Raw genomic sequence first — 22773 nt, forward strand, 5'->3', positions numbered from 1 at the left:
CTTTACTGTGCTATTCTTTTACAGACCCCAGTGTAATACCATGAATGAAATAACGTTGTAAAAATGGATAAACAACTAATACTGGGATCATCGCAATAAAGATTTTTGCTGCGTCCAACGTTCGATTAGACATTTCACTCAACCGTTTGTATTGGTCTTCAGTCATTTGAGATGGATCCACCGACACTACTAGTTGTTGTATATAAGTTTGTAATGGATAAAATTCTTCTCTTGTCATAAATATTAAGCCGTATAAAAATTCATTCCAGTGATAGACGATACTGAATAACGTCACGGTAGCAAGTACCGGTATCGAAAGTGGTATAAATAGTTTAAATAAGATATACCATGGTCCAGCACCATCAACGAGGGCTGCTTCTTCCAGAGATTTCGGTAAATTTCTAAAAAAGTTAATGGTTAAAATTATATTGAAAACAATCGTCTGAGCTCCACCTACAAGTACTAAGGCCCAGACACTGTTCATTAAATTCAATTCTTGTATCGTTAAATAAAGCGGAATTAATCCCCCGTTAAATAGCATGGTAAAAATAACCGTCCACATAATGACATTACGTCCTCTGAAATCTTTTACGGTTTTCGATAGAGGATAAGCCATTAATGGTACGATAATGAAGTTTAAGCCTGCACCGAGTACGACACGTTGAATCGATATCCAAAAAGACTTAAAGAATTGCGTATCGTTTAACAATTGTTGATATGATGTTAAATTAAAGTCTACCGGCCATAATGTGATGATGCCTGCTGCAGCTGCTGATTTAGAGCTAAGTGAAACGGCAAGTGTGTACCATAAAGGTAAAATGCAGGTTAGAGCAATCGAACACAATATCACGATTAATACAATATCAAATATTTTCGAAGACAATGATTTACTTCTAATCATGTGATTTCCCCCTTTCGCTAAAAGATTCTGTAGTTTGTAAATTTATATGCCAGGTAGTACGAAACACTAATTAAGATAAAGCCTGCGACTGATTTTAATAATCCAACTGCAGTTGCTAGCTCATACTGAAGATTTAATAAACCTGTTCTGTATACCCACGTATCAATAATGTCACCGGTAGAATATACAAGTGGATTATAAAGGTTAAAAATTTGATCAAAACCTGCGTTTAATACATTACCTAAACCTAATACAGCTAGTAATACTGCCGTAGTTCTAATACCTGGTAATGTAATGTGCCACAACATTCGCATTCTGGAAGCACCATCAATACCTGAAGCTTCATATAATGCAGGGTTAATACCTGTTAGCGCCGCTAGATAGATGATGGTATTAAAACCAAATTCCTTCCACACATCACTTCCTACAATTAAGAAAGGAAATAAGTCCGCTCTACCAAAAAATAAAATCGGCTTTAATCCAAATACACCTAATAGTTGGTTAATAGGACCTTGGTATGCGAATATATCTAACAGTACGCCACCAAGAATTACCCATGATAGAAAGTGAGGCAAATAAACGATCGTCTGAATGGAACGCTTCAAACCGATATACCTTAATTCATGAAGCATTAATGCAAACAGTAAAGGAACAATTAAATTTCCTATTATTTTCATAATCGCAATAAACATCGTATTAAAAAAGATAACTGGTGTATCATTTAATTGAAACATGTACTTGAATGTCTCCAGACCGACAAATTCTGAATTAAAAACACCTTGACCTGGATTGAAATCTTGAAAAGCAATGATGATGCCAAACATTGGAATAATACTGAAAATAAATAACCAAACAAAACCTGGAAGCATCATCAAGTAGTAGTGTTTGGCAAAGCCTTTTGCTTTCATAATAAACGCTCCCTCTCGACTAAGTTGTGAATTGATAGAAGGCGCCGAAAAGCTCCGACGCCTTTAATAGTTAAATCAATTTACTACTTCTGCTACTTCCTCTGTAATTTGGTCTCCACCTTGTTGCTTCCAATCATCTACAAATTGATCAAAAGAATCTAGAGGTTCCGTTCCCATAATAATTTTCAAGAATATCTCATCCTCTAATTTCTTTAAATTCACCCAACGGTCTTCCATTGATTCCGTTTGAGAATAAATTAAACTTGGAACACCCTTCACTTCGGTATCAACCTGTGGTGCGGTACCAACTAAAGCAGAATAGGCTCGAGTAAAGCTAGTGGAAGTTATATCCCAATGTTCAATATCCATATTGTCGTACGGCTCAAGCTTGGCGTCAAAAACAGTATCTACATCATTTTTTATTAATTTATAAGCTGGCATATCATAAAAATCTTCTGGTTCTTTTGTCCCAGCTAATACTTCACGCATAGCAACTGTAGTTACTTCCATTTCATCGGCAGGTGCATAAACTAGTCTTAGTGGATAATGACCAGGGCCACCGCCACCTTCCATGTGATCAAATTCAGATTCATGTGCAAATAAATTATTTAACATTTTCATTGGAGCTTCAGGGTGTTCATACCCTTTTCTCACTACTACATAAGAACTTGTCGGTGTGCTTAAATGCGGTGTATATTCCCCATTTTCATCTAATGGAACAGCATATGACTGCCAATTCGCTTCTGGATTTTCTGTAACTGCATCCGTTATCGGTCCGTATGGCATCCAGAAAGGTCCCGAGAACATTCCTGTTTTACCACTAATAACAGATTCACCAGAATCTTCACGTACACCCATTTCTTTATCAATTAATCCTTCTGCATACATATCTCGCAGTGTTGCTAAAGCTTCTTTTGTTTCAGGTAAAGTGGAACCATATACTGGATCGCCGCCTTCGCCTTCTATCCAATAACCTGGATAGGCATGATGTGCTGAGAAAATTCCATCAAACCCGTATAAGTTATTGGTGGACTCCAAAAAGTTTGCATATAATTTATTGCTTGTGTCAGGACCTGCTAGACCAATCGTGTCATCCTCACCATTTCCGTCCGGATCTTCTTCAACGAATGCTCTTGCTACCTCTTTCAATTCTTCAATAGTCGTAGGTGGTTCAAGTCCAAGTTTATCTAACCAATCTTTTCTGATCCACATATTATGAATACCATCAGCAGATGCTTGTGAATTTGGAATCGCCATGATTTTACCATCAAACGTTACGTTGTCTAATGCAACACCACCTGTACTATCAATTATTTCTTTGATGGCAGGAGAAGCATAATCTTCATATACTTGCGTTAAATCTGCTAATTGATCTGCTTCTACCATTTGACGTAATTCTACTGGTCCTACGATCATCGCATCAGGTAAGTCATTACTAGCAATTGCTAAACTTACTTTTTGATCGTAATTGGAAGGTGATGCTGTAAAAGCATGTTCGACATTAATATTTAGGTTTTCTTTTACATGATTGACATACTTATTATTAAGTGGTGTCTCTCCTTCTTCTAAACTTGTATCGGTCGGATCAACCTCTTGACCAATCGCAATTGTAATCGCTTCCTCATAAGCTCCAAAAGGATCCGCGTCCTCATCACTGGTTGTTTCTTCTGTTGTAGTTTCTTCGTCAGTCCCCTCGGATTCTTCATTGGTACCAGCATCGTCTGAGCATGCTGCTAAGAGTAGTAAAAATAACAAAATAAGTAGAGCGAAAATTTTCCCCTTCACTTTCATGTAAAACCCCTCTTTTCATTTCATGTATTTATTACAGTTCTAATGATACCAGTAATGAAAACGTATTCAATAAGTCAAATGTGTTCAGTTCAAAGGGGTTAAATGTTTACTATTTTTAATAACTTTACTCATTTTTTCACAGAGAATACATTTGTCTCACTAACAAAGAACATATTTACTCCTTGCTTTGTTGTTTTCGATATTCACTAGGGAGTAAACCTGTTGATTTTTTAAATACTTTACTAAAATACTTCACATCTGCGTAGCCTACTTTTTCTGAAATAACAGAAACCTTTTCCGTTGTAAATAATAGAAAGTTTTTTGCTTTTCTAATGCGGGCAACTCTTACATATTCATTAAATGTATTTCCCACTACCTGTTTAAAACATATAGAGAAGTAACTTCTGCTCATGTTTACATCTTTGGCAATTTCATTAGCTGTAATCGATGTATCTAACTTTTTTTCAATAATTTGGATTGCTTCTATAATACAAGCCGTTGTTTCTTCTGATACGGATGTATAAAAAATTTTTTGATGTATTATTTCTTTCGTTTCTCTAAACCATTTTTCTACTTCTTGCCAACTTCTAAATTCATCTGGGAGTGACAAATCGACTGCAAGAATATCTGCATAAATTCGTCTACATTCATGGATGGTTAATAATAAAAGACTCATTAATTTGTTTTTTGCTAATCTTAATTCTCTTAAATCATATAAAGTTTTTTCTAATAAATCATCACTGCGACACCATTTTAAAGAGATTAATTCTTCCTTTAATTTTTGTATTTCTTCTTTTGTTGCTCTACTCCTAATTATATTTGCACTTTTTAAAGTATAGAAAGAGAGAATACCCGTTTTTTCTACCTCATAAAAAAAAATCGAGTCTATATATTTTCGCACAAAACTTTCTAGTTCGTTCATCTCTAATTTATGATTACTATCAATTTCGACTAATAAAATCTGTTCATTGGGATGAAGTTCTGAAGTGGCATGTTTTTTAACATCGGTGATATTCACTTCATAATCGATATATAATACATTTACACCTAATACAACTATTGATAATGTTGTAAATTCATTTCGGAATCTCTTCTCATATTTATCGATTTCTTCATCAGTTATTAAAAAATAGCCTTTATTCACTGCTTGTATCTCAGTTTTTTCTGTGCTCCTAAGAGGTTGTTCGTCCAACTTGATCCTGTCATGAATTCTTTTTAGTGTTTTATCCATCTCTTCATTATCTAGCTCAACTTTTGCAATATAATCAATCGCACCAAGCCGCATCGCTTCTTGAATATAATCAAAATCTCGGTGCAAGGATAATACAACTACATGGATATCTGAATATTTTTCTTTCACCTTTCTAATTAATTCAGTTCCAGACATGATTGGCATCGCCAAATCAGTAATAATTAAATCGACTTCCTCTGCTTCTAAGAATTCTAAAGCTTTCTCTCCGTGCTTCGCATCACCTACCACCTTCATATCAAAAGCTTCCCAATTAAAAGATGAAATCAAGCTTTTACGGACCAATTTATCATCTTCAACTAATAAAACTCGAATCATCTTACTCTCCCCCGTTCGGTATATATAAAATGACGCTAGTTCCGTGATCTAGTATACTGATAATCTCGATTCTTGCTTTATGATTATATGTTCGTTCTAGTATTCTTTTTACATAATTCAAACCAATTCCCATCCCCTGCTTCTTTTCTTCTAACTGATCTGTATGAAGTATTTTGTTAATTTTTTTTCGCGACATTCCTCTGCCATCATCCTTAATCTCTATCATGATCTCATTATGGTGGAGTTGAATATTGACATCGATTTGCCCATCCTCTACTAAGCCGTGATAAATCGAATTTTCCACAATTGGTTGCAGAATAAATCGAGGTACAGAAGTAGTTAATAAATCATGATCAAGATTAATATTAATGTGATAGATAAAATCATAACGAATTTGCTGTAGTTGTAAATATTGCTCCATACTTTCTAATTCATCTTTTAAAGTAGAGGATTGACCTAATTTTCCCATGTTGTAATAAAGAATTTTATTTAAAGAAGAAATAAGATGTATTACTTGATTTTTTTCACCAGAAACTGCTAACCACCTTGCAGTATCCAAGGTATTCATTAAAAAGTGTGGATTAATTTGATGTAGCAATTTTTCCACCTCTAAATCAGCTCTGTTCCTTTCTTTCAGTTCAATTTCTGTGATTAAAGTTGAAATTTGTTTTCTCATATATCGGAACCTGTGGGTAAGCTCCATAAATTCTGGAATAGATGTCTGGACAATTTCCGAATGAAAGTTGCTGTCTCCCATTAACTTTACTTCACGGTTAAATTGATTTAATGGTTTATAAAATGTTTTCCATAATAGCAATCCAACGACTAAACTAATCATGACAAACAATATTGCAATGTACATCATCATAATAATCCACTGATTAATCTCTTCATTGTATTGCGAAATAGAGATGAGAGAAACAATACTCCAGCCACGCTCGGTATCTTCTCTAAACCAGTAATAGCCATCGGTTGTCCCATAATTTGTATCGCTTTTTGGATGAAAGGTTTGACTAACTGAAAAAGCTTCCTCCTGCTCTGTATATATAATTTTTTTATTTTCATCTAAAATTAGATAACTTGTATCATTTATGACATTATCTGTTTCAAGTATATTTTTCGTTAGATCTAGATTAGATTCAATATATAGATAGACATTCTGAGGATAATTAATGCTTAATTCTCTTACAGTGGAGAGTACGGATTTATTATTAAATCTCTCCATACTTACGTGAGGACCGAAGTTATCAATCTTATATCCTTTTATAAATAACGGTTCGTTTCTTAACGTAAAATCATCTTTTGCCCAATGACTGTTAAAAACATAACTATCTTCCTCTTCTATATAGAGGAGAGATAGGCCAATATTCGGATTGCTAAATGTGATTACATTTAGTTCATTTTTAATTTCTTCATATAATTGTTTCTTTTCTAAGGAATCTTCCATTTCAAGATAATTTTGTAATGTAATATTAATATTCTCTGAAAAATCAATTTGCTGTGAAACATAATTCATGTCATCAACTGTATTTTCAAGTGTTAATCGGATTTGGCTTAGGTTGCTATTAAAGGTCGTATTTAATTTATTTGTTAAAATCGATGACATCGTATGATAGGAGAAAACTACTGTGAAAAGAAGCGGAAAAAAGGTACTTACTGCAAATAGGATTGCTATACGTCCTTTTAAACTCATCTTCTTAAACTTATTTATAAGCTTGAATATAACAGACACCTCCATTTCGTCGATACAAAATGAAATAAATAACAAAGCAAGAAATCAATTTCTTCGAGAAAACGCTTACAAGTAATACGGATTAACAATAGCATTGATCAAACATAATTTCAATATAGTTAGTTATGCTTTGGGTAATGCTAGTCGCCTGTTTTGAATGGGTGAACCATGCATAATTTTAGATTTATTGAACTTTAGTTTTTCGATAATAAACAAAATACTAATCGATGAATTAGTAGATTAAACATACAAGCGGCACTTCAATATCATAAGGTAAAAAATCAAAAAATCTGAACTCTGCAAAGTTAAAAGATTGCTTTTGTTCAGATTTCAATCTAAAATTCGTATTTGTTGCTACATTATTTCCCACTACTTTCCATTCGTTGTGTCGGTTTATAGTTGACACATGTTGAAAGAAACAAGTAATGTAAGGAACAACATTGTATAGTTCACTACCGTTGCCATAAATCAGTTCAACTCAAGGTATATATTCGCAAATCTTATATATGATAGTGTTTATATTAGATTCATATTAAAACTCTTTTCTAAAAAAACATTCCGAGTAATCCGGCAATCACCGCATAGATGATCATTGGTATTAAAGTCATTCGAATAATAAGACCCTCTTTACCTACCAATCCCACAACTGAAGCAGCTGCGACCACATTGACAACACAAATCATATTACCAGCATTTGCGCCCATTACTTGTAAGCCGATAATGGTAGTAGGATCCAATCCTACTTGATCTGCTACTGAAAATTGAAACAATGAAAACATCATATTACTAAAAGTAGCACTACCCGAAATAAAGGAGCCCAATGCTCCGATAAAAGGTGCCATGACAGGCCAGCTACTACCCAATAATTCAGAAGCTTGATAAGCTAATTCAACAGGCATACTTTCAAGTCCAGCATCATTTAAACCAGAGTTAATGAAAATACGGACCATCGGGACAGCAGTAAACAGCGTAATTGCCGTTCCAATTAAAGTTTTCCCTGAAGTGGATAGAGCACTTGTTAACTCTTTCATACTCATTTTATGATAGAAAAAAGTAATAATAACCACGATGATGAATACCGTTCCTGGTAAGTATAATGGTTCAAAAATGGCTGAAATAGAAGTTCCTAAAATGTTTTCCCAGCCCATTTTGACGCTGGTTAACCAGTCTTTTAAAGGTAAAACTTCTAATCTTGTTAAAATCAGCAGAAGACCTAACAACTGATAGGGGACCCATGCTTTCCATAATGACATTTTCTTCCTTGTTTCTTCTTTTGCAATAGGTAAATTACCTAACCATTCTTTCGGCCATTTCTCACGATCAGCAAAATCCCATGTTGTCTTCGGCATAAGAAAACCTTTTTTTACAGCTAATAGGACAATGACCAAACCGAAAAGCCCACCAATAATAGAAGGAAACTCTGGTCCAATAAAAGTGGCTACAATAAAGGCAGGAACAGTAAAACTCAGACCTGCAAAAATAGCAAATGGCCACACTTTTAAGCCATCCATCCATGATTTGCTTTCGCCAAAGAAGCGGGTTAAAAGAACAACCATAATGAGTGGCATTAACGTACCTGTAATTAAATCGAATTGCATCACCTGACTGGCGATTACTTTCATATATGCACCAATCGACATGTCACCTAAAAACACAGAAACCAGTGACGCAACACTACCGCCTTCCATTAATCCCTGCTCCACTCCTACAATAATTGGCGTACCTACAGCACCGAAAGATACTGGGCTGCTATCGGCAATTAATGCCAAAACAACAGCGGCCAATGGCGGGAAGCCGAGAACAACAAGTAATGGTGCGACAATCGCAGCAGGAGTACCAAATCCGGCAGCTCCTTCGATAAAAGCTCCAAACAGCCAGGCAATTATAATTACCTGCACACGACGGTCAGGAGTTACGCCCATGTAAAATTTTCGAATGGTATCGATAGCACCACTTTTTTGTAATGTATTCAAAAGAAGGATAGCCCCAAATACAATATAAAGAATCGAAATACCAATTAATATTCCTTCAAAAACAGAAGCAGTAATTTGTACGAAAGGCACTTTCCAATAATAGAAAGCTAGAATAGCAGTCACAGCTAAACTAATCGGCATCGCTTTCATCGCAGGCATTCTTAATAAGACCAAAAATAAAAAAACGGCTAAAATAGGTGTTAATGCTACTAATGTCATCATGTTACACACACTCCATTTATTTCTTAATAAACTTATTGTATCACAAAATCTGTTTTAATTGTGAATCATTTCACATATTATAAAACTTTTTTTACTGCTTTAAACTAACTTATAAAAATATTATCATAGTAGACTTCAGTATAGATCTTTTATTACACTTTCCCGGTAATACTGTTGCAGTTTTTTGGTGATTGGTCCTATTGGTAGTGATTGTTGATCGATTTGAACAATTGGCACAACTTCGAGTGGTGTTGCTGTCAAAAAGCATTCATCCGCATCCTCTAATGCTTCTACTGGAAATTCCTTTTCTTCCACTTCTATATTTAATTCACCCGCTAGTTTCAATACCTTTTTTCGTGTCATACCGCCAAGTATCAAATGATTTAACGGATGGGTCAATAACTTGCCATCCTGAACCATAAAGAAATTGGATGCTCCGCATTCTCGAATAATTCCATCTCTATGCAATAACGGTTCATAATACCCCGCGCTTTGGGCTTTTGTTTTGGCTATTACATTACCTAGCAGATTTAACGATTTGATATCGCAACGAAGCCAACGGATGTCTTCCTGTAATGTCACTTTAACTCCCTGTTCCCACATTTGAAAAGGTTTATCAAATCGATCAATTGTAGCGTAATATATCGCATCCAGATCGGATTGATAAACATGATCTCTAGGTTGCAGACCTCTTGTAACCTGAAGGTACAGTTTCCCATCATCATGGAACTGATTTTTTTCAATTAGTGCTTGTAAATCAGCTATTAACGCTGATCTATCGAAAGGTGGTTGGATTCCCAATTCACGCATTGAATAATCTAATCGATCTAGATGCCATTTCAGTGAGTGAAAACGGCCATCATATATCCGAATGACTTCATATACTCCGTCACCAAATTGATAACCTCTGTCTTCTAACGAAATCATCGCATTATCTTTTGTCCGTTCTATTATTTCATGATTCCACAACATGTAATTAGTCACTTTACTTCCCCCTTGTTTTGTTCCTCATTTTATCATATGTACCAAAATACCAGGAAATTTCTACTCTTTTCTTATTATATGAATGTTAACCAAAAGAAAAAAAAGAGAAATACTCTATTTTTCTTAATTTCAAACACGTACGACTATATATACTGTTGTGTAATAACAGGCTACTACGCTATAAATGATGTAGTCATTTTGACAGTAAATTTGTGCGTAACTACCGCTACGACTTGTTCGCTTCCCTTTCCATGGGGTTTTCACTTCAGCTAACTTTTCCAAGCAAAAACCGCATGGAAAAGTGGATCTTCAGGAAAAACGATTCCCATAGGAGTGGAAGCGAACGCCTACGCTAGTTATAGCGCTACAATTGATGCATGAGTTTAAATAATGACACTATGCAAAATGCAGATAAAATACTATAGAAAGGTCAAAATAAAAGCTGTGACAACAGTTGTAGTATCCATTTAGAGCGAAGGCGTCCGTTTTCACTCCTGCGGGATATTTTTATCCTAAGATCCACTTTTTAAGCGAATTTTGCTTAAAAAGTTAGCTTAGGGTAAAAACCCGCGGAAAGGGAAACGGGCAAGCCGTAGCGGTTGCAAAGCATATATAAAATCTCATAATTACCACTTCAGTTATTGCACAGTTTCATCCTAATACACATTGAAATCCAAACGATTCGACTGTTTATTTGAATCGTTTGGATTTTTCTTATTATACTATTCTTTTGTCCAAAGCGCCTATTAGAAAATTCAGTTCCTGCGTTTAATAATGAGAATACCACCAGCTATGACCAGCATTATTAAACCAATTGCCAAATACATGTACATATTTGTTGCTGTATCTGGTAACTTTGATTCATTTTCACTTTCTAGTATGTCTTGCTCTACTTCCACCACCGTAAACGTACTAAAATGATCTACATCAAAGGTAAAAGTACTATCCTGTTCATTATAAGTCCCTTCATAATATTTAAAACTTCCATCATCAGCTAAATACATGCCTCTTAGTTTTGAGGGATCTCCTATTAAACTACTCTCCACATTAAAACGAAGTGTGACAGGTGGGTCAAAGGTTGAAATTGCCTTCCCATCCTCATCTGTAACATCGAAGGAAAAGACAGGGCTAACTAACTGCACGCCGTCTTCTAATTCCATTGGTACATTTTTTCTTTCTATTCCTAACCGAATCCCTTTTCCATTTGCGTTTTGGAGAGGAAGGGAGACTTGCACACCATCTCGTTTTACCACTAAAGGCAGATCATCATACTTTTCTATTTCTTCTTTGGATAACAATACACTAATTCGATCTTCTTTATCTTCTTCTTCAGATGCTTCCACAAAAACTTTCTTTAAGCCTAGTGCTTTTTCAAAGGCATGTTTAGGAATGCGGATCTCTTTACCAGGATTTCCTGGGATGGATGGTTTTTGTTTCTTCCCTTTTCCAGGATCCACAGGTTTTTCTTCTGAATCCTCATCTGTATCTGGATTTTTCGGTTTTTCTTCATCGGGCTGTTCTGTTTTATCAGCTATACGAATCACAACAGAGGTTAGTGCGTCTATTTCTAATCCAGTCTCAGTTATGGACACACCTTGAGGTTGTTCAATTTCAGCTACACCTGCCTGATTACCGTCAACTACTACTTCACCACTAGTTAAATCTTCAGCCAAAGAGAGGTTTCTGGTTTGGTTGTCTGCATTAACAAAAACATAATAAACTTCATCTGATGTTGAATTTTCAGCTCGATAGCCTATGATTAAATCTTCATCCGCAATTTCTGGTGCCTCTACTAGTGTTACTTTTTCTTTTACGTCCTCCATCGTAGCTAATCGGAATGCATCAGTAGAACGTCTTAATTCAATTAATCCTTTTGTATAGGCAAGGGTCTTAGTCTCAATCGGATATTCTTGTGAATTAGTAGCTTTTTCCCAATCAAACATGTTAATTGCATCTGTTGCATCATAGGAATCATGAATAAAATATGGATACTCAAAGGGTACCCCATTTTCATCCGTTAAGAACGTAGACTTATAAGGAGCTTCAGTTACTTCAGTTTTATATTCCTCATCTCTGAATTGCTTTGTTCGTCCATATTCTTGTCCGGCATGAATAAATGGCGTACCTTGTGAAGTCAACACCATTAAATTTCCTAATCGAATACGTTGGTGAATTTCTTCTGCATGATCTTTTGGATCTTTTTTGATCGATTGTGCAATCACATCATGTAATGTTAAATTATCGTGTGCGGCAATATATGGGACAACGTCTCCAGGATCATCTGCTGTAAAGTTACCTGGATTAGCCGTCACATTATTAAAAATAGTTTCAATACTTCGAGCTCCACCTGTTATAAATCGAGGTTGGCCCTCACTGCCAAATCCTGATTTCAGTTCGTTCCGGAACTCATCAGAGAACGAAGCTACACTATCGGTATGCTCCATCCAGTCTTGATCTGCTGGTTGTACATCTGGATAATTTTCATCTCCCGCAAATGTTCTCCAGCCCTCACCAATCATGATAATATTTGGATTTAATGCTTTTGCTTCATCATAAGCTAGTTGGATACTTTCCGCATCATGATCCCCCATCATATCAAAACGAAATCCATCGACCTTAAATTCATCGACCCAATATTTAACAGAGTCAACTAATATACGTCTTGCCATTTTATGCGTCGTACCTAGACGACCACCACCAAAGCTTTCACGAGAACTTCCGTCTGCATTCATAAAATGATAATAATTCGGCTCTAAATCTTCAAACAAATGGACCTGAGCTGTATGATTGTATACGACATCTAGAATTACTCCCATATCACGACTATGAATTTCATCAATCAGATTTTTAAATTCTTCGATTCGTTTTGCTGGATCATTCGGATCTTCTGAATACATACCAGTTAACGAAAAATAGCTTTGGGGATCATAGCCCCAGTTATAATTATTTTCAGAAGCAGACCAATCTAATAATCTATCCCCTTTGTTTTGTTCATTTGCAAAATAATAACTCATCACAGGTAGCAATTGAACATGTGTGACACCTAAGTCCTCAATATAGTCTAATTTTTCAACAAAAGATGCAAATGTCCCAAATTCAGCTTCTAAATCTTCATCGATAGAAGGATCTGAAGTAAAATCGCGAACATGAATTTCATAAATAATCGCATCTTCTCGTTTTTTGAATCCCTCGATATTTGCATACTCTAATTCGGGCCCAATCGCTCCTGGATCAACTATGGCAGCTTTTCCTACACTGTGTTCCTGGTTATCACTATTCCATGCTGCCATTGATTTTGCGTAAGGATCTAACGCAAGAACGGTTTCTCCCTCCCGTTCAATGGCAAAATGATAATAATAACCCGTAATATTATCTAACCCTGTCGTTTCCTTGCTTAAATCTGCTTGCCATACTCCTTTATCACCTTTTACCATTTCAATATTATCTTTCACAATCTGCTCCTGATCATTTTTATCATAAAGTATGACCGAAACTTTGTCTGCACTAGGTGACCACAACTTCAATGTAGCATGTGATTCATCATGTAAAGTCAGTCCAAGATCACCATCATAACCATACATTTCATCTTTTAATCTCCAGCCGATATCAGCTATTACTTCTCTTCCATTATGTGTAATTGTAAAAGGCGCTTTTTCTAAAGCAAACGAGCCGTCAATCGTTACCGTATGGTTTTCGTTTGAAATTGAGAGAGAAGTAAATTCTATTTTGTTTCCTTCTTTATCCCTAACTTCTATTTCCCCGGGGAGAACCTCTTCATCAAGTTCTGCTACAGAGTTGAATCTAAGTTCCAGTTTTTGATCAGAGATCACCTCACCATATAATAATCCTTCTTCCTTTACAAAGTAAGGATTGGTATATACCGTATCATCTCCACTACGGACAAAGATTTGGGTATGTTCATTTAAATCATCGAAGGATAGATCCCCTGAGTGCCATCCTGTTTCATTATTCAAAAACAAGAAATTTATTAAATTAGGATCCTCTGCTAACGGCAGGTCAAAATATGACCCTTTCAAACCTAATCTTTGATCAGATAGGAAATGGGCTCCATTAGGCCAATCGGTTGTAGCTTCGGCGACATTTCCCCATGTCCATAGCCCAACATTATTATAAGATGAATCCTCCTGATAAAAATTCACACGAAGCTTTCCATCTTCTTTATTCAATGGTGGATATAAATAGACCTCATAATTATCATTCAACCAAATTTCATTCATCTCTGGTGACAAGATATCGACAAAGATATCGCCTGATAGATTATCGCCATTTGTATGATTTATAAGAAAGCCAATTTTCTCAGGATTTTCACTCATTTCGATATCAACAAATCGCCCATACTCTGTTTGGTTCTGCTTATCAAAAGCAAGTGCAGCATTTGGCCATTCCCCTAATGTTTCAGAAGGAGATACGACATCTTCCCATACCCATAGCCCTAATTCGTCAAAATCATGTTCATTTCCCGGGAAATGAACACGAAGATGGTTATCTGGTATTTCCGCTACATCAGGTAACTCCACATTTTCTGCTTCAGATAATATATCTCCATCTGAAGTCGTTAACAATGCTGTACCACCATCTGATTTGGCTGGCAGTTTTATCGTAATTTGATGATTTCCTTCTCCTGTTGTGTTTGCTTCATAAGTAATCTCTTGATAGTGATCTGTTATGGTAACATCTTCATTTTCGACATTTACGGTAATCGTTTGTTTTGATTCTGCCACATTTAGAGCTACATAAATATTTTCATTTTGGAAGGATCGTTCGAACATCAAATATTGATCTTGATCAGACCCTGCCAATTTCTGTCTGGAACCTTTGGCGAAAATATCCGAAAAGTTATTTCGAAAATCTATTACTTTCTGATAATGTTGTAAAATGTCATTATCTTCTATATTGTTCCAGTCTAAGTCATAGCGATTGTCATATTCAGGCCAGTTATTTGCACCGGATTGCCCCAACTCTTCACCATAATAAATGACAGGTTGACCTTTTGCCGTCATTTGCAAGGATGATGCCACTTTGAATTTCCCTTCATCACCGTTAAGACTGTATAAAAAACCATCTTCATCGTGGCTGCCTAAAAATTGTCCAAGTAATCCTGCAGTATCTATACTATCATTACGTACCATTAAAGCTTCATTTGCACTTTCTAAGCTACCATTGACAAAATGTTTTGCCGTTTCCTTAAATTCAAAATCTAACAGGGAGTCCATCATTCCTGAATTTAGATATCCTTGGTCATCAGATTTACCAGCACCCCAAGCTTCACCAATTAATTGGAAGTCTTGTTTGATTTTTGTTAATTCATTACGAAAATGCTGCCATGTCGTTCCATCCACATGTTTAACCGTATCTATCCTGTAGGAAGCTAGTGAATTTCCATTAGCTGTTGTTGACTTTTCTACCCAGCTCTTTTGCCATACAACCAATTCTTCACGGATACTCGATTCTTCCGTTATAAAATCTGGAAGACCAGACAATTCCATACCTTCATCTCCAGAACCTGACTTATCACGAAGCATTCCCTCAAATCGTGAGCGATCTTCGTCTGTCGGATAACCATCTGGCACTTCCATATCCAAAGCATCCTCTGTTTTTAATCCATACCCGGTATGATTTAATACAACATCAGCCATAATCTTGATTTCACGTTCTGCTGCTGCATCGATTAATGTATGAAATTCATCTAGTGTCCCAAGATGCGGATTCAATTCTTCAAAATCTTTTGCCCAATAACCATGGTAAGCAAAATAAGATCCTTCTGAAGCATTATAATTTACGTCATACCCGACATTCTCCACTATTGGTGTAATCCAGATTGTATTGACACCAAGCTCATCTAAATAGTCCAATTGCTCTGTTACCCCTTTAAAGTCACCACCTTGATAAGTACCACGAGGATTATCATAATCTTCGTAATTCAAATCATATGGATCATTATTGGAGGGATCACCATCATAGAATCGATCGGTTAACATAAAGTATATAATTGACTCATCCCAGTCTGTCGTATTGTCACCTATTTCTCGAGGCGATACCGTTGCAGTCACTTCCGTTGTATATGTACCACCTTCCGCATCCACTGCAGTGACAGGAATTATTTTCTCACCTGGTGTTATATCATGCTTTACAGATAATGTTACTTCGTTTAACTCTGGTGAGATATTTAGCCGATCTGTTCCACCCAAAGCAGTCGTGTCTGCATAGATAGAATGGATATCCATTTCCGAATTATTTGTAATATCAACAGACAATACTGTATGCTCATTATAGTTAAATGACTTATTGACTTGACCTTGTATTGTTATATCATGTTCCCCGTCTTGTTCATCAGGTGCTTCTTCTTCTTCTGGTGAAACAAAATAAGGATTCGTAAATACTTCTTCAAGTCCTTCTTTCAAGAAAATTTGTCGATGCTGATCTAACTCATCAAAAGTAAGATCACCAGATTGATCTATATTTTCTTCTACACGTTCGACTAGCAAAAACCCAATCGTTCCCGGGTCAGCATTGAGTGGTATATCTACATATGCACCATATTTACCTACAATTTGATCAGAAAAGGGATGTGCATCCATTGGCCAATTTTCACCATTTGAAGGTGTGGCAACATCACCCCACGTCCATAGCCCCCATGGTTCATATGACGCGTCGTCTGTTTGGAAATGTACGCGTACTACTTCTTCCTCAAATTCAACAGGTTCATAATAATAAACATTTCCTTCCGTGCTAAGCCATACTTCGTTCATTTCATCTGATAAAATATCAATAGATATATCTTCTGTGATATCCTCTCCAGCTTTGTTATTAATCTTTAAACCGATTGTTTCTGCATCCTCTGTTACAGATACATCAATATAGGCTCCATAATCGTCTGTGCCTCCTTCTTCAAACCAGGTACCATTTGGCCAATCACCTGTTTCATCTGAAGGTGATGTAACATCTCCCCACAACCATGCCCCAATTTCAGATAAATCATGATCTCCATTATCATAATGAATTCTTAAGAAACCTTCATTTACTGATTCTTGCTCTGTTTGTTCAGCTGAGACATGATAAACAGGTGCTAAACCAGAAAATAAACTTAGGAACATGACACCAATCATCAAAACTACTGAGGCTTGCTTTACTTTCTTCATTCAACCATTTCCCTCCTTATTATTTGTGCAACTTTCGTGCAAATTTATGCAAAGTTAAGAAAACGTTTGCACTAATATTAAAAATAAAAATTGCACATAATTTTAATTATATTTGTGCAATCGTTTTCTTTATTAATATACAATATTATTTTTGAAAGCGCAACCACTTTTTAAATCATATAAATACTTCCATTGTCATCGTAGGATACATTCAGTAACTCACGCCTAAGCTTGTTCATAATTTTTAGCTTTTGGTGATTGTTACGTAAAAACAGTCCGTGGTGGGATCTGTTCCAGAAGTTCTATTGTAATTGGATAATAGTAGAAAAATCCGAACCAAGTTCGGATTTTTCCTTTCTTGCATTTGAGGCTGTTCTTCTTGCAGTTTTCCTCTTCTTCTTGCAGATTACTTAAATTTATTGTTTAGTATTTAGTTCAGTGGGTTTCTTACTATTTCTCCAAGTAGTGTGCCCGTCTATATCATCTGTACAGCCTCGTATTATGCAACAATATCTATTGGATCGTTCGCACTATAAGTTAGGAAAAACATTTATTTCCCGATCGTTTCACTAAGCCTCTTTACTTCCATTTCCTATTTAACTTTTAATATAATTTTCCCTATATTTTTATTGGACTCCATATGTTGGTGAGCTTTCGCAACCTCTTCGATAGGAAAGATTTGATCAATGATCGGAAGTAACGATTTATTTTCAAACAATGCACTTGTACGTTTCATAAAGTCCTTTGTCAGGTCTGCTTTATATTGATCACTTCTTGGAGTTAACAAGGTGCCTGTTAATTGTATACGTTTCACCATTAAATCCATTAATTTTACGCTTTCTACAGTACTTCCTCCTAATACACCAATTAGAACCCAACGACCATCCGTTGAAACGCTACGATAATTCTTACTCCAGTAACTGGCACCTATAAAGTCTAAAATTAGATGAGCACCTTTTTCATTAGTTGCTTCTAGCACCTTTTCATCAAAAGAAGTTGATTTATAATTGATAAGGACATCAGCACCTAATTGTTTACATACTTGCAATTTTTCTTCCGTTCCAGCGGTAGTGAGCACTTGTGCTTGTGATAATTTTTTTGCCAATTGAATAGCAGCGGTACCTACTCCACTCCCACCAGCATGAACAAGAACTGTTTCATGCTTTTTTAAGTTACCTAGCCAGTATAAAGTTTGGAAAGCAGTTAAGAAGACTTCGGGAATGGCCGCTGCTTCTTCAAAAGATAACGATTCTGGGATCCGCATGGCGCGATTGGCAGGCATTGCTACTTTTTCAGCATATGCCCCACCATTTACCAAGCCCATGACCCGATCACCGATTGAGAATTCCTTGTTACCGTTTGTTTCTGCTACAAGACCGGCCACTTCTATACCAATTATTGGATTTTGGGCATAACCAGTTTTCCCTTCCCGATTTAATATATCCGTTCTGTTCACAGTTGTAGCATGTACTTCTATTAATATTTCACCAGTATTTAATACCGGATCATCCATTTCTGTGTAGGCTAATTGTTCTGGACCACCAGGTTGTTTCGCAATTACAGCACGCATCTAATTACCTCCTTATTATCAATAACACTATTTTAACATACGATTTAAATCACTACAGACAGACTAAATTACCTACTTTGACATGACAAAACACTTACATTTATAGAACAAAATTGATATAATATTACTATTAACGCAACATTTATAATTAGGAGGTTTTTACTATATTCAGAAAAAATGTAATAATTTCAATTACTATTTTGTGTATTTTTTCATTTCTATTAATATTTGTTTTAAATGAACATAATGCTTCCAATCAAACATGGACTGCCACACCAAATGAATTAAATAAGACGAATGAACTTGAAAAAGACCTACCAACAAAACGAATTAATTCACCACATAAAGAAACAAAAAAGACTAGTGATGATAATTTAAGTATTGCACAAGAAAAAGATGAAGAAAATGAACTATTAGCCGTATATCATGAAGAGTATAACGCAAATGATTTTAAGTATATGTATGTTCATGTAGAATCATTAAATATGCGAATAGGGCCTGGCACCCAATATGAAGTAGCTGGAGTATTAACAGAAAACCAAAAAATAGCAGCGGAAACTGGAACTGGTCAAGATGGTTGGGTACAAATAAAAACTAAGGATACCGTTGCCTATGTAAATAAAAGTTATCTAAAAGACATCCCTATAAAAAAGGAAACAGTGCCTGTTGCCAATGAAAGCAAGAACTCCACCGATAAAAGCACAGTAACAGAGACAAAAAAAGAAACAAAAAGTAAAGAACCAGTTAAAAAGAAACCGAAAACCCCTAGTAATGATGCCATGATGTTGTCTACTGTCGACCAGAATAATCAGCTAATCTTAGTTACTTCCAAAGGATACAACAGTATTCACGCAAAAATACAAACGTTTGAACGAGATTCTAACGGGCATTGGAAAAGAGTCTTAAATACAAACGGCTATATTGGTAAGAATGGATTTAGTGGTAATAAAGTTGAAGGAGACGGTAAAAGTCCAACAGGAAAATATACAATTGGAACGTCTTTTGGTAGAAGTGGAAATCCTGGTACAAAATTACCTTTTCGTGCAATAAATTCGGATGATGTTTGGGTTGATGATCCTAATTCTTCCTTATATAATTCATGGCAATCCAAATCAGACACTGAAGGTCAGTGGAAAAGTGCTGAAAATATGGATATTTCAGCATATACATATGGCTTTGTTATTAACTATAATACGAATAAAACTCCCGGTAAAGGAAGTGCCATTTTCTTTCATGTTGCAAACAATTATACATTAGGATGTACCGGTGTATCTCAAAGTAACATGATCAATATTCTGAAATGGATTGACCCAAATAAAAAACCTGTAATTATTCAAACGCCTGAGAGTGAATTAAGTAACTATTAATTTGAAAAGGATGCTGGAGCAAAGCGATGACGTTCCAGCATCTTTTTTAAAATATCCATATCTATAAACTAATATTATACTTTCCGATATGCCCGTCTTTCTGCATATGTCACACATTTATCACAGACAGGTACTTTTTCATCGTCGTCATTATAATAATAAGTAGGATTGGTCGGTTTCTTACCACACATCGCGCATTTTTTCGGTTGAAATAACTTTTTTATAAATCCCATAATATCTTCCTCCTTATTTACAATGCATCTACATTATACCTTCTAAAATACTCTGTTCCAATTCATTATAATTTCGTCTGATGGTATCGGTTTTGAGAAAAAGTATCCTTGGCCAAAATCACATTGTAAATCGTTCAAAGCTTCCTTTTGCCAATCATGTTCTATCCCTTCTGCTACAACTCTTAAATCCAAATTCATACCTATATCAATGATTGTTTTTACAATGGATTGACTTTTAATGTCGTTTATCTCATCTATAAATGCTTTATCAATTTTAATCGTATCGATTGGCAAATCTCTTAATAAAAATAAGGAAGAATAACCAGTACCAAAATCATCGATTGCAATCTTTACACCTAGTTCATGGAAATTCTGTATCATTCGCACCGAAGTATCGATATTTTGCATGATGCTTTCTGTGATTTCTAATTCTAAATATTTAGCCTCTAATCCTGTTTTCTCTAATATCTCTTCTACGATTGTGATAAAGCTTGACTCCAGTTGCCTAGAAGATACATTAACTGCAACTCCTATTCCGTTCAATCCATTCTGTTGAAGCTTTTTCGTTTCTTTACAAGCTTTCCTTAATACCCATTTGCCTATCTTATTGATCTGACCGGTGTCTTCTGCGATTGTAATAAATTCATTTGGAGATATCATGCCTAACCTCGGATGTTTCCACCTTAATAGTGCTTCAAATTTATCTATATTACCAGAATTCAAACAGTGGATTGGTTGAAAAACTAAAAATAACTGATTTTCACTTATCGCTTTTTCCAAATCAATTTCCAGTGTCATTCGGCGTTGTAATTGTTCATTTAAGTTTTCATCAAAACAGTAATAGCGGTTTTTACCCAGCTTTTTGGCCTGATACATGGCCGCATCCGCATGTGTCAATAATAATTCCCCTGTTAATGCATCCTTAGGATACGAACTAATACCAATACTAGGCGTAATCAATAATTCATGCTGTTGTACAGAAAACGGGGTAGAAAAAGTAGAAATAATGGTTTCTGCTACATTCTTACTATTTTCCGTAGAAGCATGTGGTAACAATATTATAAATTCATCACCACCAACCCGATAAATTTCACAATTAACGTTAAGTATACACTTTAACCTATTTGCTGCTTCTTTTAATACGTGGTCACCGGCATAATGGCCAAAAGTGTCATTTACATTTTTAAATCGATCTAAGTCCAATAATAATACGTCTACAGAAAAATTATCTTCTTCTGCTTTTTTTAAAATAGTTTGTGATTCCTCTGTATAACTTGTGCGATTCTTTAATAATGTTAGAGAATCATGATATGCTAAATGTCGATATTGTCGCACCAATTTGTTATTGTGATTCAAAATAATGATTTGTCTGATTACAATCATTGTGAATACGACACTGAGGGCAATACTAAGCATATTCAATGCCCAATTATAGCTTTCGGAAACTAAAATAATTAAAAGAAGCGCCCCAATATAAGGGAAATACGTTTCTTTTGAATAAATCGTATTTAAGCGATTCTTATCATTTTCGATAGAGTCTACCGTTGCCAGCTTGGCGGATCCACCGATTAATAAAAATGAAAACAACCATAAGGCATCTACAAAATGTAGGAAGTTTGTTAAATCTTTCATTTCTACTACTACTAATAGTAATTGTGCAACAACTTGGAAAAATAGTCCCCCGATAAAGAAATACAAGGCATTTTTTTCACGGCTGTATAAATTAAGATAATACAACGTTGTAATTGACACTAAAAGGAGCAAATAAACAATTTGATAAAAGATCGTAATTACCGTTAACGATACAGAATTATGCGAAAAAAAGATAACAGGTTCAAAAAGATAGTGAATACTTATCGCTACAACAATTACCATAAACACAAAAATATTAAATAGATAGGGACTTGTCGAAATACTTGTTTCAATAACTCTTATTTTATGTACAGCTGCTGCAAAAAATAGACTATAGGATACAAGCCATAGTACAAAAGAAATTGTCGGATACGCGTAAACATTCATAACAACAATGTTTATTATCCAAAACACATTGGCACACATATAGATCGTCATCGCGATCCCTATAAAAAGCCAAAATTTTTTTTGTTTGGTCGATGTTTGCTGGTAGGCTGACCATAACCATGGCAAAATAATCAATACAGCAATTACTGGTCCTGCAATTGACATTATCGAACGTAAGAATACATAACCTTGTGTGAGAAATAAAAGAATATAATAAATGATTCCTGCAAGTAACAACTTAAAGAGTAATGATTTCATTTCTGGATGCATCAGGATCCCTACCTTCATTCACTACATATAGTTTAGTTCAATTTTATCATATTCTACTACATTCGTAATCATATTT

General features: G+C 35.4%; 12 protein-coding genes. 1 reads left to right on the forward strand and 11 read right to left on the reverse strand.

Going from position 1 to position 22773, the window contains the following annotated elements; translation table 11 throughout:
• Positions 1 to 10: 10 nt before the first annotated feature.
• The 9 genes from BUC25_RS01885 to BUC25_RS01925 form a co-directional block, all read right to left on the reverse strand.
• Positions 11 to 901: a carbohydrate ABC transporter permease gene (locus BUC25_RS01885; RefSeq protein WP_058308401.1), complete on the reverse strand. Its 891-nt coding sequence runs from the start codon at positions 899 to 901 to the stop codon at positions 11 to 13.
• Positions 902 to 918: 17 nt separating this feature from the next.
• Positions 919 to 1809 carry an ABC transporter permease gene (locus tag BUC25_RS01890; protein WP_073199134.1) on the reverse strand — a complete coding sequence of 297 codons (891 nt, stop codon included), beginning with the start codon at positions 1807 to 1809 and terminating at the stop codon, positions 919 to 921.
• Positions 1810 to 1884: 75 nt separating this feature from the next.
• Complete coding sequence (locus BUC25_RS01895; protein WP_073199136.1) at positions 1885 to 3600, reverse strand: extracellular solute-binding protein; 1716 nt, start codon at positions 3598 to 3600, stop codon at positions 1885 to 1887.
• 175 nt (positions 3601 to 3775) lie between these two features.
• The gene (locus BUC25_RS01900; protein WP_073199139.1) at positions 3776 to 5167 is read right to left on the reverse strand and encodes a response regulator transcription factor; all 1392 of its coding nucleotides are present in this window, start codon (positions 5165 to 5167) and stop codon (positions 3776 to 3778) included.
• Between the two features lies 1 nt (position 5168).
• The gene (locus BUC25_RS01905; RefSeq protein ID WP_073199141.1) at positions 5169 to 6860 is read right to left on the reverse strand and encodes a sensor histidine kinase; all 1692 of its coding nucleotides are present in this window, start codon (positions 6858 to 6860) and stop codon (positions 5169 to 5171) included.
• Positions 6861 to 7444: 584 nt separating this feature from the next.
• Positions 7445 to 9094: an L-lactate permease gene (locus tag BUC25_RS01910; RefSeq protein WP_073199143.1), complete on the reverse strand. Its 1650-nt coding sequence runs from the start codon at positions 9092 to 9094 to the stop codon at positions 7445 to 7447.
• A 135-nt stretch (positions 9095 to 9229) separates the two neighbouring features.
• Positions 9230 to 10066, reverse strand: a complete 837-nt coding sequence (gene dat / locus BUC25_RS01915) for a D-amino-acid transaminase (protein WP_073200430.1) — start codon at positions 10064 to 10066, stop codon at positions 9230 to 9232.
• Positions 10067 to 10833: 767 nt separating this feature from the next.
• Positions 10834 to 17238, reverse strand: coding sequence for a pullulanase (locus BUC25_RS01920; RefSeq protein ID WP_073199145.1), 6405 nt, complete (start codon positions 17236 to 17238; stop codon positions 10834 to 10836).
• 592 nt (positions 17239 to 17830) lie between these two features.
• Positions 17831 to 18808, reverse strand: a complete 978-nt coding sequence (locus BUC25_RS01925) for an NAD(P)H-quinone oxidoreductase (RefSeq protein ID WP_073199147.1) — start codon at positions 18806 to 18808, stop codon at positions 17831 to 17833.
• Between the two features lie 200 nt (positions 18809 to 19008).
• On the opposite strand from BUC25_RS01925, the gene BUC25_RS01930 reads away from it, so the two are divergent.
• Positions 19009 to 20175, forward strand: coding sequence for an SH3 domain-containing protein (locus BUC25_RS01930; protein ID WP_073199149.1), 1167 nt, complete (start codon positions 19009 to 19011; stop codon positions 20173 to 20175).
• A 74-nt stretch (positions 20176 to 20249) separates the two neighbouring features.
• On the opposite strand, the gene BUC25_RS19250 is transcribed toward BUC25_RS01930, so the two are convergent.
• Together BUC25_RS19250 and BUC25_RS01935 are read right to left on the reverse strand one after the other, a co-directional pair.
• Complete coding sequence (locus BUC25_RS19250; RefSeq protein ID WP_170862623.1) at positions 20250 to 20408, reverse strand: hypothetical protein; 159 nt, start codon at positions 20406 to 20408, stop codon at positions 20250 to 20252.
• A 42-nt stretch (positions 20409 to 20450) separates the two neighbouring features.
• Complete coding sequence (locus BUC25_RS01935) at positions 20451 to 22697, reverse strand: putative bifunctional diguanylate cyclase/phosphodiesterase (protein WP_170862624.1); 2247 nt, start codon at positions 22695 to 22697, stop codon at positions 20451 to 20453.
• Between the last annotated feature and the right edge of the window lie 76 nt (positions 22698 to 22773).

It is taken from the genome of Gracilibacillus kekensis (assembly GCF_900143085.1).
GTDB lineage: Bacteria > Bacillota > Bacilli > Bacillales > Amphibacillaceae > Gracilibacillus > Gracilibacillus kekensis.